The sequence below is a fragment of the Mesorhizobium sp. LNHC229A00 genome (assembly GCF_000502415.1).
Lineage (GTDB): Bacteria > Pseudomonadota > Alphaproteobacteria > Rhizobiales > Rhizobiaceae > Mesorhizobium.
Genome location: NZ_AYWQ01000004.1, coordinates 40,173 through 56,298 on the forward strand (window position 1 = coordinate 40,173; position 16,126 = coordinate 56,298).

Annotated in this window: 15 protein-coding genes; 9 read left to right on the forward strand and 6 right to left on the reverse strand. The window is 61.6% G+C overall.

Features of this window, described 5'->3' with window-relative positions; all coding sequences use genetic code 11:
• Positions 1–12 precede the first annotated feature (12 nt).
• Together X742_RS159340 and X742_RS159335 are read left to right on the forward strand one after the other, a co-directional pair.
• Positions 13–300 (forward strand): hypothetical protein, encoded by a 288-nt coding sequence (locus X742_RS159340; protein WP_023771497.1) that lies wholly within the window; start codon positions 13–15, stop codon positions 298–300.
• A gap of 118 nt (positions 301–418) precedes the next feature.
• Complete coding sequence (locus X742_RS159335; RefSeq protein WP_023771498.1) at positions 419–958, forward strand: sugar transferase; 540 nt, start codon at positions 419–421, stop codon at positions 956–958.
• Positions 959–998: 40 nt separating this feature from the next.
• Here the strand turns inward: X742_RS159335 and X742_RS159330 are convergent, their stop codons facing one another.
• Positions 999–1,946 carry an NAD-dependent epimerase/dehydratase family protein gene (locus X742_RS159330; RefSeq protein ID WP_023771499.1) on the reverse strand — a complete coding sequence of 316 codons (948 nt, stop codon included), beginning with the start codon at positions 1,944–1,946 and terminating at the stop codon, positions 999–1,001.
• A gap of 17 nt (positions 1,947–1,963) precedes the next feature.
• Positions 1,964–3,331, reverse strand: a complete 1,368-nt coding sequence (locus X742_RS159325) for an O-antigen ligase (protein ID WP_023771500.1) — start codon at positions 3,329–3,331, stop codon at positions 1,964–1,966.
• A 470-nt stretch (positions 3,332–3,801) separates the two neighbouring features.
• Here X742_RS159325 and cysD point away from each other — a divergent pair, with 470 nt between their 5' ends.
• From cysD to X742_RS159305, 4 genes are read left to right on the forward strand one after another with little or no spacing between them, the layout of a single operon-like run.
• On the forward strand, positions 3,802–4,707 hold the full coding sequence (cysD, locus tag X742_RS159320) for a sulfate adenylyltransferase subunit CysD (RefSeq protein ID WP_023771502.1): 906 nt from the start codon (positions 3,802–3,804) through the stop codon (positions 4,705–4,707).
• Positions 4,708–4,709: 2 nt separating this feature from the next.
• Complete coding sequence (cysN, locus tag X742_RS159315) at positions 4,710–6,647, forward strand: sulfate adenylyltransferase subunit CysN (protein ID WP_023771503.1); 1,938 nt, start codon at positions 4,710–4,712, stop codon at positions 6,645–6,647.
• Positions 6,648–6,657: 10 nt separating this feature from the next.
• Positions 6,658–7,458, forward strand: coding sequence for a 3'(2'),5'-bisphosphate nucleotidase CysQ (gene cysQ / locus X742_RS159310; protein WP_032924783.1), 801 nt, complete (start codon positions 6,658–6,660; stop codon positions 7,456–7,458).
• 59 nt (positions 7,459–7,517) lie between these two features.
• Positions 7,518–8,780, forward strand: coding sequence for an O-antigen ligase family protein (locus X742_RS159305; RefSeq protein WP_023771505.1), 1,263 nt, complete (start codon positions 7,518–7,520; stop codon positions 8,778–8,780).
• Positions 8,781–8,861: 81 nt separating this feature from the next.
• Here the strand turns inward: X742_RS159305 and X742_RS159300 are convergent, their stop codons facing one another.
• From X742_RS159300 to X742_RS159285, 4 genes are all read right to left on the reverse strand, one after another.
• Positions 8,862–10,004, reverse strand: a complete 1,143-nt coding sequence (locus tag X742_RS159300; RefSeq protein WP_023771506.1) for a DegT/DnrJ/EryC1/StrS aminotransferase family protein — start codon at positions 10,002–10,004, stop codon at positions 8,862–8,864.
• Between the two features lie 229 nt (positions 10,005–10,233).
• Positions 10,234–11,157 (reverse strand): carbohydrate kinase, encoded by a 924-nt coding sequence (locus X742_RS159295; RefSeq protein ID WP_023771507.1) that lies wholly within the window; start codon positions 11,155–11,157, stop codon positions 10,234–10,236.
• Positions 11,154–11,600 carry an RbsD/FucU domain-containing protein gene (locus X742_RS159290; RefSeq protein ID WP_023771508.1) on the reverse strand — a complete coding sequence of 149 codons (447 nt, stop codon included), beginning with the start codon at positions 11,598–11,600 and terminating at the stop codon, positions 11,154–11,156. The genes X742_RS159295 and X742_RS159290 overlap by 4 nt, the downstream gene beginning before the upstream one ends.
• 1 nt (position 11,601) lies before the next feature.
• Entirely contained in the window at positions 11,602–12,828 is a 1,227-nt protein-coding gene (locus X742_RS159285; protein WP_023771509.1) for an ROK family transcriptional regulator, read from the reverse strand.
• 228 nt (positions 12,829–13,056) lie between these two features.
• On the opposite strand from X742_RS159285, the gene X742_RS159280 reads away from it, so the two are divergent.
• The 3 genes from X742_RS159280 (at position 13,057) to X742_RS159270 (ending at position 16,071) form a co-directional block, all read left to right on the forward strand.
• The gene (locus X742_RS159280) at positions 13,057–14,073 is read left to right on the forward strand and encodes a sugar ABC transporter substrate-binding protein (RefSeq protein WP_023771510.1); all 1,017 of its coding nucleotides are present in this window, start codon (positions 13,057–13,059) and stop codon (positions 14,071–14,073) included.
• Positions 14,074–14,230: 157 nt separating this feature from the next.
• Positions 14,231–15,292 (forward strand): ABC transporter permease, encoded by a 1,062-nt coding sequence (locus X742_RS159275; RefSeq protein WP_023771511.1) that lies wholly within the window; start codon positions 14,231–14,233, stop codon positions 15,290–15,292.
• Entirely contained in the window at positions 15,289–16,071 is a 783-nt protein-coding gene (locus X742_RS159270; protein WP_023771512.1) for an ATP-binding cassette domain-containing protein, read from the forward strand. Before X742_RS159275 ends, X742_RS159270 begins: the two co-directional genes overlap by 4 nt.
• Positions 16,072–16,126 lie beyond the last annotated feature (55 nt).

Sequence of the window (16,126 nt, forward strand, 5' to 3'; positions counted from 1 at the left end):
AAATGACCTTGAGTGCTTGATCTGGTCGGCGCCAATGCATCGTGGCAGGCGCGGATCTCGCGGCTGGGCCGCCTCTTCAAGGGTCAGTTCGCGGACTGGACCGATCTCAATCTTGCCGGCCTTGCCGTCAATCGCGATCTCCTTACGAAGGATGCGGTGGCGTGCCTCGACCTGTTCGCGAACGGTCGGCGAGGTTCCCTTTTCCAACGCCTGGGCGCCCTGCGCAAAAGCGGCGTCTATCGACAGACTTTTGCCGGCACCCTTGGGCTCTATCTCGCCTTTGTCCTGGGTCGTATCTGAAAATGGCGAACCGCGCGGCGCGCTTGGTTGGGAAGGCGACCTCATGCTACGCCGGCCGGATTGACGGGCCTCGCTCGCGGTTATCGCGTAGAGCCTGGCAGGGAGTCCTATCGGCCACATGAAGACAGCCAAGAAGATCTTCGATCTCGCCGGTGCGGCTGTGCTGCTGGTGGCAACCTCTCCCATTCTATTGCTGGCCATTGTTGCCGTCCGGGTATCCTCGCCCGGTCCGGTGATTTTTTCACAAACGCGGATTGGCCGCGAAGGTGTGCTTTTTCGCTGCCACAAGTTGCGGACGATGTACCAGGGAACGCCATCCTTGCCCTCGCATGAGACCCCGGTGAGCGCCGTGACATCGGTTGGAAGGGGCTTGCGGAAATTCAAGCTCGACGAGTTGCCGCAGCTGTGGAATGTCCTGCGTGGCGAAATGAGCCTGGTCGGGCCGCGTCCTTGCCTGCCGAGCCAGACGGAACTGATCGAATGCCGCAGGCAGCTGGGCGTTTTGCAGGCTTTGCCCGGGATGACAGGCTTGGCCCAGATCCGGGGCATCGACATGTCGAACCCGCAACTTCTGGCCGAAACCGATGCCACCTATCTCAGGACCGCGTCGTTCTGGCTCGACCTTCGGATCCTGTTTGGAACACTTTATCGCGGCTGAGCAGCCCCGCTCCAGAAGCGGAAACTGTCTTTGGCAGGGATCAAACAGGGCGTCGGGGGTCTCGGAGCCGCGCTATCTCGGTCAGCCGCTCCAGCGTGCTGGTTTCCGGCGCCCAGCCTTCCGAGGCAAGCAGCGAAGGGTCGCATATTTGCGTCGCCGTTAGGCTGTCCCAGAACATCCGCTTGCCAAGCAGTGTGGCGACCGTCCGCATTGGGCCAGCCGGCACGGTCATCAGGCGCGTTGGCCTCCCCAAGCCACGGCGAAAGGCACCGATGACGGCAGCGACGGACACCGGCGGCTCGTCGCTGGCGAGATAGATCGGACGAAGTGGCTGGGAATGGCAAAGCAGATGCCACACCGCCCGTGCGGCGGATTGCGATGACAGCAGCGAACGGTTCGCCGTCAATGCGCCTGTCGGCATCGGCAGAGCCGTATTGGCGAGCCGCATCAGCGTCGCCAGGTTTCCTTTCATGCCGATCCCGTAGACTGGCGGCAGCCGCAATATGGCCGCGTCGGCACGGCCATGCGAGGCATAGGCGCCCAACACGGCAATTTCTGCTTCGCGTTTCGAGCGCCCGTAGGCGTCTTGTGGGTCGGGGATCGTGTTTTCGTCGATCGTTGCGCTGGCACGCGCGCCGATCACGGCCCGGATCGAGGAAAGATGGATGAACCGTCCGCTTGCCTGCGTGGCGGCGGCATGCGCCAGACGTGCGCTCAATTGCGCATTGGCTGCCCGAAAATCGGCTTCGGCGGCATTGCCCTGATCATTGTTCAGACCCGCGCAATGGACGACATCCGTAACATCCCTGGTCAGCGCCAGGAAAGCCTCGGCAGGTGCATCGTACCCCGGCATCCGCATCGTGTCGGGCCCCGTATCAAGTCTCTCCGGCTGGCGGGAGGCAAGGCGAAGTTCGACACCGGCCTCACGAAGCAGATGGACCACCTGGCGGCCAATGAAACCCGTCGCGCCCGTAACCAGGACTTTCATTGTCTTGCCCGGACCGGCTATCGGGCGGCCGGCGGAGGTGCCAGGTCTGATGGAGTGGCTTCCGTCACTAATGGAGCGGCTTGGCTTTTCGGTAGTGACATCGCCTGGGCTCCCACCACTGGCGGAAGGGCCTGCCTTTCCACCAACGCGGCCTGGCGCCCACAAGCAAGATATGTTCCCGACACCAGGAAGACCATAAAGACCGAGTCCAGAATGTCATGGCCGATCAGGATGCCTGTCATGCCGGCAGTCAAATAGGTGATCACGACCGCGACGATCATGGTGGCGCCGAACCGTTCGATCGGATCGTTGCTGTCGCGAAGGACCAGGGCTGCATTTCTGGCGGCAGCCACAAAGATCGCCGCCAGTGTCACCGCACCCAGGATTCCCGCTTGCACCAAGGCGGTCAGGAAGCCGTTGTGGAAGTGACTGAAACCTGCATCCATCCCGAACTGATCCTGAAAGCCCTGCTTGATCAAGAGCCTGGTGGCACCCACCCCATGTCCAAACAATGGCATCTCATGAAACGCCTTCAGGCCGATATCCCAAAGCGCGACACGTAGTCCCAAAGCAGTCGTGTGGTCACCATGGGCCGCCAGCGCATCCCAGTCGGAGTGCAGAAAAGAGACACGCCCCGCTATCGTCTGGAACCCGAAAAACGCAATCGCGACCGCAATCGCGGCCAGCAGCAAAAGCACGCGAACGGCATCTCTCCCTCTTAGCTTCTGCTGGTTGATCAACAGAACGGCGACGCCGGCAATCAGCAATGCCAGCCAGACGATGCGCGTACCGGAGTAGATGACGGCGATCGTTCCGCCGAGTGCGGCGCAGGCGAGGGCGATCCTGTATTTCTCTATACCGGATAGGGCAGCGGCCACGCAGATCACCACGGCAAGGCAGAGGACCTCAGCAAAAACGATCGCATTCCCCGCCCCGCCCTCGGCGCGCATACCAAGTCGATATTGCTGATAGACCGCCAGCAGCAGCGCTCCGAAACAAGCCGCCATGCTGGCCAACACAATGATGCGGACGAGCGTTTTTTTTTGCGTAGTGCTCCAGGTCGAATAAGAGATGGGAAAAAACAGAAAGGTGATCAGCGGGACAAGGTGCCGTGCGTCCTTGACGATCGCGTGGTTGACGATGGACGCCAGGACATTGCTCGCGCAATAGGCGTAGATCGCGATCGTCAGCGCCATCATCGCGCGGTCGACATTGAAGTGCCTTCTCTTCAAGGCGATCAACAGGACGGAGCATAGTCCGCCGCCATTGAACACGAAGCTGACCGCCGATCCGAGGATCGGTGGACAAAAGAAGCAGAGAATGGAGAAATAGACATTGATCCGCGAAGGCGTGATTTGCTGCCTTATGAATGAAAGCCGGTTCAATTTTCGGACCCGCTATTCTCGAGAAACTTTATGCGGCACATTTGGTCAAACCGAATGCGCTCGCCTCGAAACCGCCCATGCTTCATCATGCACTTGCCCGCTCTCACAAAGCGTATAGCGGCTGGGCCGCTGTTTCGATAGTGCGCCCTGATCGATTGCCCCTTAAACGCGCGGTCGGCAGCGGTTGACCCTGCAGCATCCCAGGCGCTCTCTCGGGCAATATTTTTCCAGCCCTTTCCCGGCTGGAGGCTTTCCGAGCAGAAATTTCCGGGTGTTGGCGCAAGCGTGGAAAATTCATTCCCGAACGAATGGCTGACCGGCTCGTCTTGCATTGTTCTGGGCCGCGACGATCTGCTAGAACGCCCGCACGAAACACTTGTCCAGAAGCGAAGCTTTGAACCGGGCGCAAAAGGCTCGATGATTTGACGCAGGATCTTCTGTTGCAAGGCATGAGAGAACGCCCACGGACCATGATACCAGCTCTTACGCATCTGCAGCGGCTTGAAGCCGAGTCCATCCACATATTCCGCGAGGTCGCGGCAGCCTTCACCAAGCCGGTCATGCTCTATTCCGTCGGCAAGGATTCGTCGGTGCTGATGCATCTGGCGATGAAGGCGTTCTATCCGGCCAAGCCGCCATTCCCGTTTCTTCACGTCGACACCACCTGGAAATTTCGCGAGATGATCGCATTTCGCGATCAGATGGCGCAGAAGCTGGGTTTCGACCTTCTGGTTCATGTCAACGAAGACGGGGTACGCGACAACATCAATCCGTTCGATCACGGCTCGAACACCCACACCCATGTGATGAAGACCGTGGCGCTGCGCCAGGCGCTCGACAAATACGGCTTCGACGCTGCCTTTGGTGGCGCCCGTCGCGACGAGGAAAAGTCGCGCGCCAAGGAGCGCATCTTCTCTTTCCGCAATGCCCAGCATGTGTGGGATCCGAAGAACCAGCGGCCTGAAATGTGGAAGATCTTCAACACACGTATCGCGCAGGGTGAATCGATACGAGTCTTCCCGCTGTCGAACTGGACCGAGCTCGACATCTGGCAGTACATTCTGCAGGAAAACATCCCGATCGTGCCGCTCTATTTCGCCAAGCGGCGCCCGGTTGTCGAACGCGATGGCATGCTGATTCTCAAGGACGATGATCGCATGAAGCTACTGCCCGGCGAGGTCGTGCAGGACAGGTTGGTGCGATTCCGTACGCTCGGCTGCTATCCGCTGACCGGCGCCATCGAATCCGACGCCGACACACTCGAAGCCATCGTTGGCGAGATGCTGACGGCACGCACCTCCGAACGGCAGGGTCGGTTGATCGACCGCGATGAAGCCGGTTCGATGGAAAAGAAGAAGCGCGAGGGGTATTTCTGACCATGCGCCACATCATGGCAAAGAGCCTGGCTCCAACCGACGGCGTTCGCGATTATCTGGCCGCGCAGGAGAAGAAGTCGCTGCTGCGCTTCCTGACCTGCGGTTCGGTGGATGATGGCAAGTCGACGTTGATCGGACGCCTGCTCTCCGACACCAAGCAGATTTTCGAGGACCAGCTCGCCGCGCTCGAACGCGATTCGCGCAAGCACGGCACGACGGGCGACGACGTCGACTTCGCGCTGTTGGTCGACGGCCTCGAGGCGGAGCGCGAGCAAGGCATCACCATCGACGTCGCCTACCGCTTCTTTGCCACGCCCAAGCGCAAGTTCATCGTCGCCGACACGCCCGGCCACGAGCAATATACCCGCAACATGGCGACAGGTGCTTCGACGGCCGACCTGGCGATCGTGCTGATCGATGCCCGGCAGGGGGTGTTGCGCCAGACGCGGCGCCATTCGATCATCGCCTCGCTGCTCGGCATCCGCCACATCGTGCTGGCGGTCAACAAGATCGATCTCGTCGGTTTTGACCAGGCGGTCTTCAACAGGATCGTCGAGGACTACCGGCAGTTCTCACGCGACCTCGGCTTCCAGACCATCGCGCCGATTCCGATGTCAGCCCGCTACGGCGACAATGTCAGCGGCCGCTCCGAAAACACGCATTGGTATTCCGGCCCGACATTGATCGAGCATCTCGAAACCGTCGCCGTCGAGGAAGCCACGGCCGAGCTGCCATTCCGCTTTCCGGTTCAGTACGTTAATCGCCCCAATCTCGATTTTCGCGGTTTTGCCGGCACCATTGCGTCCGGTATTATTGCGCAAGGCGACGAGGTCGTGGTCGCCAAATCGGGCAAGTCCTCGCATGTCAAACGCATCGTCGCCCATGGCGGCGATCTCGAACAGGCGGTGGCCGGCCAGGCCATAACGCTCGTTCTCGACGACGAGGTCGAGGTTTCCAGGGGCAACATGCTGGTTTCCCCGTCCGCACGGCCGCAGGTCGCCGACCAGTTCGCCGCCAACATCGTCTGGTTCGACGAGCATGCGCTGCTGCCGGGCCGTTCCTATATCCTGCGCACCGAGACCGATCAGACCAGCGCCACCGTCACCGACCTGAAGTACCGCATCAATGTCAACGACTTTGCCCATGAGGCGGCCAAGTCGCTTGAAATGAACGAGGTCGGTATCTGTAACATTTCGACCCGGGCGCCGATCGCCTTCGATCCGTTTGGCGAGAACCGGACCACTGGCGCCTTTATTCTGATCGATCGCATCAGTAACGCCACGGTTGGCGCAGGCATGATCGTACACTCGCTGCGCCGCGCCGAAAACATCCATTGGCAATCGCTCGACGTCGGCAAGCGCGTGCGTGCCGACATGAAGAACCAGCGGCCCGCCGTGTTCTGGTTCACGGGGCTTTCGGGCTCCGGCAAGTCGACCATCGCCAACCTGTTCGAGAAGAAGCTTTTCGCCACCGGGCGTCATACCTACATTCTCGATGGCGACAATGTCCGCCACGGTCTCAACCGGGATCTCGGATTCACCGATGCCGATCGCGTCGAGAACATTCGCCGCGTCGCCGAAGTGGCCAAGCTGATGGCCGACGCCGGGCTGATCGTCATTGTCTCCTTCATTTCCCCGTTCAGCGCCGAGCGGCGGATGGCCAGGGAATTGATGGCCGATGGCGAGTTCATCGAGGTGTTTGTCGATACGCCTTTCGAGGAATGCGCAAGGCGCGATCCGAAGGGCCTCTATGCCCGCGCGCTGAATGGCGAGATCAAGAATTTCACCGGTGTCGATTCGCCGTACGAAGCACCGGAGAAACCGGAGATCCATCTGAAGACGCTCGGCAGATCGGCTGAAGAGATGGTAGATGCCTTGGAACACTGGCTGAACGAGCGTGACATTGCCGAAGACCAATATGACAATGGCGGCGGCATCTGACGACACGTCGATGCTTGAAATCTTCGAGCGGCTAGCGCTGGCGGCCGGGCGCGAGGTGATGCGCGTATTCCACGCTGGCTGCGCGGTCGACCGCAAGTCGGACGCCTCGCCGGTGACCGAGGCGGACCGCGAGAGCGAGAAGATCATTCTTGCAGGCCTGCGCGCCGCATTCCCGGATATTCCGTGCGTGGCCGAGGAGGAAGCGGCGGCCGGCGTCATGCCGGGCCAACTTGGCGAGACCTTCTTCCTCGTTGATCCGCTTGATGGCACCAAGGAATTCGTCAACCGGCGCACCGACTTTACCGTCAACATCGCGCTTGTCCGCCATGGCGTGCCGGAAGTCGGCGTGGTCTTCGCGCCCTGCAGCGGCCGGTTTTTTTCCGGCCGGCCGGGCAGGGCGGAAGCACTCGAAGTCGATGACGACTACCGGATCGTTTCCCGCCGGCCGATTTCGGTGAGAACGGCCGCGACGCCGCTGGCCGTGGTTGCCAGCCGCTCGCACAACACGCCGGAAACCGAAGCCTATATTCGCGACCTTGGTGCCGCCGAGATCGTCTCGGTAGGTTCGTCACTGAAATTCTGCCTCCTCGCCAATGCCGAGGCGGATGTTTATCCGCGCTTTGGTCGCACCATGGAATGGGACACCGCGGCGGGTGACGCGGTGCTACGTGCCGCCGGCGGCACGACGCGGACGCTGGACGGCAAGCCCTTGACCTATGGCAAGCGCAACCAGGCCGATGACGCGGATTTCGCCAACCCCCATTTCATCGCCAGCGGCAAGGCTGCAACCCGAGGACGCATCGATTGTTGAGGTGAAAAATCCTCGTCGATGGCTTATCCTTTATCGACGTCCCCTGAGTCGGTAAGTGAATGTCGTTGTTTCAGAAATGCCATGCCGTCATTTTGGGCGGCTTTCCCGCATGGACCAGCAATCGTGATGAAATAGTCTTCAGGATGTTGCTGGGCCTCTACGCCCTCTCTCCCGCCCTTTTCGCCTTCGTTGAAATGTCTCCAACGGTCTTGGCGCTTGTGGGGGCACTCATGGGCGCTCTCGCCCTTTTGACGAAGCGTGCGCGTTTTGGCAGAGGCACGACAGGCCTCGCAGTTGCTCTCGCTCTCTTGTCAGGCTTTGTCCTTTCGAGCGCCCTGTGGTCGGTCGATGTGAGCCGCTCTCTCATGGCGGCGAGGGACGTGTTTGGCTACTCGATCGCCGCTGTCATGCTGTTTCAGGGCATCCTCGCGCTTGCGAGCGCTCAACGCGAGCGGCTCGCGCGGGTGTCATTGGCCGGCATGTTGATCGGCGTCGTATCGGTGATGGGCTGGGAACTGTATTTTGCGTTTTTGACCGAAGATCCACGCTTTGTGGAGAACGTTTTCACCCTCCACAAGATCACGGTTTACGGGGTTTTTTTTGCCGTCATATTTCTCGCCCAGCCGAGGCTGGTCTGGAAAGGGCTTGCGGCTCTCTTCGCCGTGCTGACATTGCTCCACGGCCAATCGACCGGCGTCAATCTGGCGATTGTCTTCGTGGCGGTGATGTTTGTCATGCCCGCGAAATACCGCCAACACGTTTTGGTTGGATTTTTCGCCGTCTATTTGTCTCTTGCCCTGATCGCCCCCTTCGTCGTCGCGCCGCTGTTCGCCTACCTCAAAACAACGAGTTGGCTGGTTTTTTATCCAGGAACCTTCGCAGCGCGGCTTGATCTATGGCAGATGATTTCGCCCCACATCGCGGAGCAGCCGATCCTCGGCCATGGCGCCAATACGATGAGAAACGCGGCCGGAGTTGTCGTGAGTCCCACATATTATGCGCAGGCGGATCTCCCAAGCGCACATAATATCGTATTCGATTTGTGGTACGAACTGGGAGCGCTGGGCATCATCGTGTATGGGGTGCTCCTGGCGGCGATCATAAGAATGATCGGCGGTTTGAGCGGCCCCTGCCATTTCATAGCCAGCTGCTACCTGATGATAGCTGTCGTCGAACTCTCGGTAGACCATCGGATCTGGTTGTCATGGGTGTTGGGCACTTTGGTCTTCGCGGCGGGCATCTGCATAGTGCAGTGCCGTTCCGTGACCCGATCGGAAATGAAGGACCGGATCACAAGACACGCGGCGGCCTCCTCAAGCTAGTCTAACGGGCGAAGCGAACCGCCTGCGGCCGTCGGCGCCCTATGCCAAGGAGGTGTTGGTCAGCTATCCCGTGCCCGACGCCTATTCGGCCGCGGCCTGCGCCGAGTTCGAGCCGATATAATTGCGGATCGTTTCGATGATCCGGTCCTGGTCGGCCTCGCCGAGATAGGGGTGCATCGGCAGGCACAGGATGCGTTTCGGCAGGTCCTCCGAAACGGCAAGACCAGTCGGCGTGCGCGGGTAGTCGCGATAGGCGATCTGCTCATGCAGCGGCTTGACGTAGTAGATGACGGACGGAATGCCCTTTTCGCTCAAATGCGCTTTAAGCCCGTCGCGTTTCGGCGTCTCGATCGCGTATTGCGCCCAGGCCGAGCGGCTGCCATCCAGGTTGCGGGCTGCGGTGACGATGTCGCCGAGACCTTCAGCGTAGCGTTGGGCCACCACCTGCCGCGCCACCATCTCTTCCTCGAGGATGGCGAGCTTCTCGAGCAGGATCGCCGCCTGCATCGTATCGAGCCGTGAATTGATGCCGACGCGGATGTTGTCGTACTGCGTCTCGCCCTTGCCGTGGAAGGCGAACGATCTGAGCGCGTCGGCCAGAGCGTCATCATTGGTGAACATCGCGCCGCCGTCGCCATAGCAGCCGAGCGGCTTGGCCGGATAGAAGCTGGTCGAGCCGACATGGCCGAACGCGCCGCACATCCTGCCTTCCAGCGAGCCACCCATGGACTGGGCTGCGTCCTCGATCACCAATAAGTCTTCGCGATTGGCAATAGTCATGAGCGCCTCATAGTCGGCGGCAAGACCGAACAGGTCGACAGGGATGATCGCCTTCGGCTTCAATCGACCTTCCTTCTTGATGGCCGCGATCGCCGCCTCGAGGCTGGCTATGTCGATGTTGTAGGTTGTCGGATCGACATCGACGAAAACCGGCTCGGCCTTGGCCAGCGCCACCACTTCCGCCGTGGCGGCGAAGGTGAAGCTCGGCACGAACACCGCGTCACCCGGGCCGATGCCAGCGGCGAACAGCGGCAAAAGCAGTGCGTCGGTGCCGTTGGCGCAGGCAATCACGTGCTTTACCCCGACATAGGCGGCGAGCTTCTTCTCGAATTCAGCGACCTGGGGACCAAGGATGTAGCGGCCATCCTCGACCACGTGATCGATCGCGGCTTTCAGCCGGTCGCGGATTCGTTCGCGCTGCGCGCCAAGATCGATGAATTGCATGTCGGCCTCAATACCTGCCAATAACCGGCCCGCTGGTACCAGACTTGGCGCGGCTGAAAAAGCCGGCTGCGGATCGGGGACTTGGTGCAAGTGTCGCAGCCCGTTACCACATTTTGCCGGCATATTGTCCCACAAAGCCGGGAATCCGGGGTTGGCGGTACAATTCAGCTCATTCTTATCGAGGTTTTCCGGCGCCTGGAAACATAAAGTGATCGCGCAGGAGAGCCGATCAGCCGATCTCGTGCCGCCAGGGGGGATTGGCGCCGGCTCGTGATACCGTCACTGCCGCCGCCTTGGCGCCGAGCGCCAATGCTTTGCGAATAGCGTCCTCGGACAGGCTGGAAATCGCCGCCTTCGTCAACAGGCCTTGCTCATGCAGGGAGGCAAGGATGCCGGCGTTGAACGTGTCTCCGGCGCCGACGGTGTCCACCACCTTCACTGTGTCTGGCATGACGGTGACACGATGCTGTTTGCTGTAGCCAACGGCACCCTCGCTGCCATGCGTGACGACGATCAGCTTCGGGCCGCGGTCGAGCCAATTGCGCACGACATCCTCGTGCGAGCCGGCTTCGCCGAACCAGTCGAGGTCTTCGTCCGACAGTTTGACGATGTCGGCCATCGCCATCATCTCCCGGATGCGCCTGAGGTGCTTGGCCTTGTCGGGAATGAAGTTCGGCCGGATGTTGGGATCGAGCATCATCACGCGGGCCCCATGCTCGCGCTGCATGAATTCCTCATAGGCCGACCCAGCCGGCTCCGAGATCAGGCTGATGGCGCCGAACAGCATCGCCTCGATCTCGCTGCCGAGTTGCGGCAGGTCTTCGATGGTCAGCATGCGCCCGGCCGTGTTCTCGTCATAGAAGGTGTAGGTCGCCTGGCCATTGTTCAGCCGCACGAACGCCAGGGTCGTCGGTCGGGGCGAGGTGTGTGCGTAGGTGGAACTGACCTTGCTCGCCCCCAACGCGTCCCTGAATTGACCGCCGAACAGGTCCGACGACAGGCCCGAGAAGAAGCCGGCCGGCGCGCCCAAGCGGCCGAGCGCTATCGCTGTGTTGAAGACAGCGCCGCCGACATAGGGGGCAAAAGCCGGCTCATTCTCCGTGGTGGTGCGCGGCAGCATGTCGATCAAGGCTTCACCGCAGCAGAGGATCATGGCTTCTCGGTCTCCGGCGGATAGATCACGCCCTTGCGGATGATGATGTTGGCGTAAAGCCGCGGCTCGCTTGTCGCGACGATGGCATGCGCCGATTTGACCCGTGCATAGAAGTCGGCGCCGGCCAGCGCAACCACCTTGCGGCCCGGCGCGCGTTTGGCGCAGATCGCCTCCATTTCACGATGGACAGGGTCGGCACGCGACGGATCGCCTTTCACCGAGGCGCGAAACAGCGCCTCCGGCACGACATCGTCGACCGGAAGCAGCGTCAGTATCGCGTCGAGTACGGGCATGAGGGCATGGCCATCGGTCCTGATGAGGCGCCTTGCCTGCTCCTGTGCCGGATAGTTCCCGTCGACCAGGGCAATCTCGTCACCATGGCCCATGGCGCGCAACGTCGCCAGAAGCTCCGGACCAAGCAGCGCCGGAATCCCGATCAGCATTTCACGCGCCCCTGGAGATCGTCGTCGAACCGATCAGGAAGCGTTCGGAAAGCGGCAGGCTGGCGCCCCCGAGCGCCCGGGCATGGATACCCACGCTTCCCTCGCGGACGGCCGGGAGTTTCAGCCCTTCGCCGTCGATGGCGCCGATTGCCGTCACGACCGCCTCGACCAGCCTCTGGCGCACGGCCTTCGGCATCCAGCCGTCGATCACCGCGGCTTCGAAATCGATGACCGAGGACGCTGCCACGATGGCGTAAGCGAGCGCCTGCGAGGCGCTGGCGATCCACTCGTCGAGCGCGGCGCCGATCTCCCCCCAATCCTCGGGTGAGGTCCACAGATAGGATGCCTCGACGCCACGCGCATTGAGTTTTTTTTCGAGCATGGCGATCGAGGCCACGTCGATCAGCTGGGTCGGTTTTCCATCCGGCCCCGGCACAGGCATGGAGCCGAGTGCGCCGGCATTGCCGGTCGGCCCGCCAAACAGCCGGCCGTTGAGCACGATGCCGCCGCCGGCAAAGGCGCCGATGTAGAAATAGACGAAATCCCGCGCCGCGCCCGTCTGGCCAAAGACCAGTTCGGCGCCGCAGGCAGAGGTGGCATCGTTCTGCAGATAGACCGGAAAGTCGCACTGCGCCTGGATGTCGGTCCTGATGTCACGATGGCGCCATTCGTCCATCACGTCGCGCGGGGCGCCGGCGGTGTCGGCCCAGTTCCAGAGCTCGAACGGCATGGCGATGCCAAGTCCGGCGATGCGCTTGTCCTGTGCCGGCGTCAGCTCGCCACGCATCGTCTTCATGCCTGAAGTGACGAACTCGACCGTCTCGCGTGGGGCAGGGTAGCGGTAGGAATGCTGCAGCATCGCGCGCACCTGTCCGAGGAAATCGATCAGCACGAGTTCGGCGCTGCGGCGGCCGATCTTGAGGCCGATGAAGAAGGCGCCTTCGGGGTTGAGCGCCATGGGGATCGAGGGCTGGCCGATCTTGCCGCGCAACGGCGCTTGGCGCACGAGCAGGCTTTCTTCCTCCAACTCGCGCATGATGACCGAGACCGTCTGCGCCGAAAGTCCGGTCATGCGGGCAATGTCGGACTTCGCCAGACTGCCGTGCTGGCGCACCAGCGAAAGCACCAGGCGCTCGTTGTGGTCGCGCATGCCGCTCTGGTTGGTGCCGCGGTGAATGAGGCTCTCGTTCGCTTCGGGCGAACCATGCCTCGCAGTGGCCGTCTCCACCCTGTTCCTCCCGTCGTTTCCCCACAATGCTTTTGGGTCAGAATGAGTGAACGACGCAATGCTGTCAATAATAAATAAGAGTGATTTAATTATTGACAGATGCCCTGGCGTGGTGTTCCTTGAGGGGGCATCCGCGCTGGGAGAAGTCGCCTGGATGCCGTGCGGGTGCCGGTTGGCCGGCATTCGAAAATGTTCCACTGGGAGGAAATCGTGACCAATACAAAACTGTTGAAGTCCACCGTTTTCGCGGCGGCCGCGCTGGGTCTGATGGCGTTCGCTTCGTCTGCGTCCGCCGCCGGCGTCGGCGCCTGCCTGATCACCAAGACCGACACCAATCCGTTCTTCGTCAAGATGAAGGAGGGCGCGACCGCCAAGGCCAAGGAACTTGGAGTCGATCTCAAGACCTATGCGGGCAAGATCGACGGTGACAGCGAGAGCCAGGTGGCGGCGATCGAAAGCTGCATCGCCGACGGCGCCAAGGGCATTTTGATAACCGCGTCCGACACCAAGGGCATCGTGCCGACGGTGAAGAAGGCGCGCGATGCGGGCCTACTGGTGATTGCGCTGGACACGCCGCTCGATCCGATCGACGCCGCCGACGCGACCTTCGCCACCGACAATCTGGAGGCCGGCAAGCTGATCGGCGCCTGGGCGGCCGCCACGCTAGGCGACAAGGCAAAGGACGCCAAGATCGGCTTCCTCGACCTGACACCCTCGCAGCCGACGGTGGACGTTCTGCGCGACCAGGGCTTCATGATGGGCTACGGCATCGACGTGAAGGACCCCAACAAGATCGGCGATGAGACCGATCCGCGCATCGTCGGCCATGATGTGACGAACGGTAACGAGGAAGGCGGCCGCAAGGCGATGGAAAACCTTCTGCAAAAGGACAACACCATTACCGTCATCCACACTATCAACGAGCCGGCCGCGGTCGGCGCCTATCAGGCGCTCAAGGCTGTCGGCCTCGAAAGCCAGGTGCTGATCGTCTCGGTCGACGGTGGTTGCCCCGGTGTGAAGTCGGTCGCCGAAGGCGTGATCGGCGCCACCTCGCAGCAATATCCGCTGCAGATGGCCGCACTCGGCATCGAGGCGATCGCCGCTTTCGCCAAGGACGGCACCAAGCCGAAGCCGACCGAGGGCAAGAACTTCTTCGACACCGGCGTCAACCTCGTCACCGACAAGCCGGCGACGGGCGTCAAGTCCATCGACACCAAGGAAGGCCTCGCCAAGTGCTGGGGCTGATACTGGCCTGACCGGCAACGGAACCGACGCGGCCGGGGGACTTGATCCCCGGCCGCATCGGGTGGACGATGCATCACTGTAAACGCAGATAATCCCGGCGACAGACCGGAGGCGTGGACGGCGTCAGCGCGTGGCTGAAGCCCTACGGGGAGAAAACATGGCTCAAGCTCAGGAATTCGAGAAGGTTCTCTCGGCCAGCGATACAAGTGTAGCCGCTTTTGACGAGCACAAATCAGCCGTCAAGCGCATCCAGCATTTTCTGCATTCGACGCCCGCGGCGGTGCCGCTGATCGTGCTGCTTCTGTCGATCGTCATCTTCGGCATCACTATCGGAGGGCGGTTCTTCTCGTCCTACACGCTGACGCTGATCCTGCAGCAGATTGCCATCGTCGGCATTCTCGGGGCCGCGCAGACACTGGTCATCCTGACCGCCGGCATCGACCTTTCGATAGGGGTGATCATGGTGATTTCGGCGGTGATCATGGGCAATTGCGCGGTCAGCTACGGCATGCCGAGCGTGCTCGCCGTGGCGATCGGGCTTGCCGCCGGTGCGGCTTGCGGGCTGCTGAACGGGCTGCTGGTCGCCTATATGAAGCTGCCGCCCTTCATCGTGACGCTTGGCACCTGGAACATCGTCATGGCCACGAACTTCATCTATTCGGCCAATGAGACGATCCGCGACACCGACGTCGACAACCAGGCACCGCTGCTGCACCTGTTTGCCCTGAGCTTCAAGGTCGGCACGGCGGTGCTGACGCTCGGCGTCATCGCCACGGTCGTGCTCGTGATGGTTCTTTGGTACGTGCTCAACCATACGGCATGGGGCCGTCATGTCTACGCCGTCGGCGACGACCAGGAGGCGGCGAAGCTGTCGGGTATCCAGACCAAGAAGGTGCTGATGACGGTCTACACCCTTGCCGGGCTGATCGCCGCTTTCGCGGCCTGGGTCTCCATCGGCCGCAACGGCTCGATCTCGCCGTCCGCCGCTGTGACCGACTACAATCTGCAGGCGATCACCGCGACGGTGATCGGCGGTATTTCTCTCTTCGGCGGCCGCGGCTCCATCCTCGGCACGCTGTTCGGCGCGATGATCGTCGGCGTCGTCTCGATGGGGCTCAATATGCTGGGCGCCGATCCGCAATGGAAAGTACTGCTCACCGGCGTGCTGATCATCGGCGCCGTCGCCATCGACCAATGGATCAGAAAGGTTTCGGCATGACCCAGGAACCCATCCTCACCGCACGCGGTCTGGTCAAGCGCTATGGCCGCGTCACCGCTCTCGACAATGCCGATTTCGACCTTTACCCCGGCGAAATCCTCGCCGTCATCGGCGACAACGGCGCCGGCAAGTCGTCGCTCATCAAGGCGATTTCCGGCGCGGCCGTGCCGGACGAAGGCGAAATCCGGCTTGAAGGCAAACCCGTGTCCTTCAAGTCGCCGATGGAAGCTCGCGAAGCCGGCATCGAAACCGTATACCAGAACCTGGCCTTGTCGCCGGCGCTGTCGATCGCCGACAACATGTTCCTTGGCCGCGAGATCCGCAAACCCGGCTTCGTCGGCCAGTGGCTTCGCATGCTGGACCGTCCGGCAATGGAAAAGCGTGCCCGCGACAAGCTCACCGAACTCGGCTTGATGACCATCCAGAATATCAGCCAGGCGGTGGAGACCCTGTCGGGCGGCCAACGCCAGGGCGTGGCGGTGGCCCGCGCCGCCGCCTTCGGGTCGAAGATGGTCATCATGGACGAGCCGACGGCGGCGCTCGGTGTCAAGGAGAGCCGCCGCGTGCTCGAACTGATCCTCGACGTGAAGAAGCGCGGCCTGCCGATCGTGCTTATCTCGCACAACATGCCGCACGTCTTCGAGGTGGCGGACCGCATCCACATCCACCGTCTGGGCCGTCGACTGTGCGTCATCGACCCCAAGCAATATACCATGTCCGACGCCGTTGCCTTCATGACCGGGGCAAAAGCACCCCCGGAGGCGGCTTTGGCGGCCTGACTGCCAACTTGCCGCGGGGTAAGCAGACGGGGGCGTTCTCTAAATCGATTGAAAA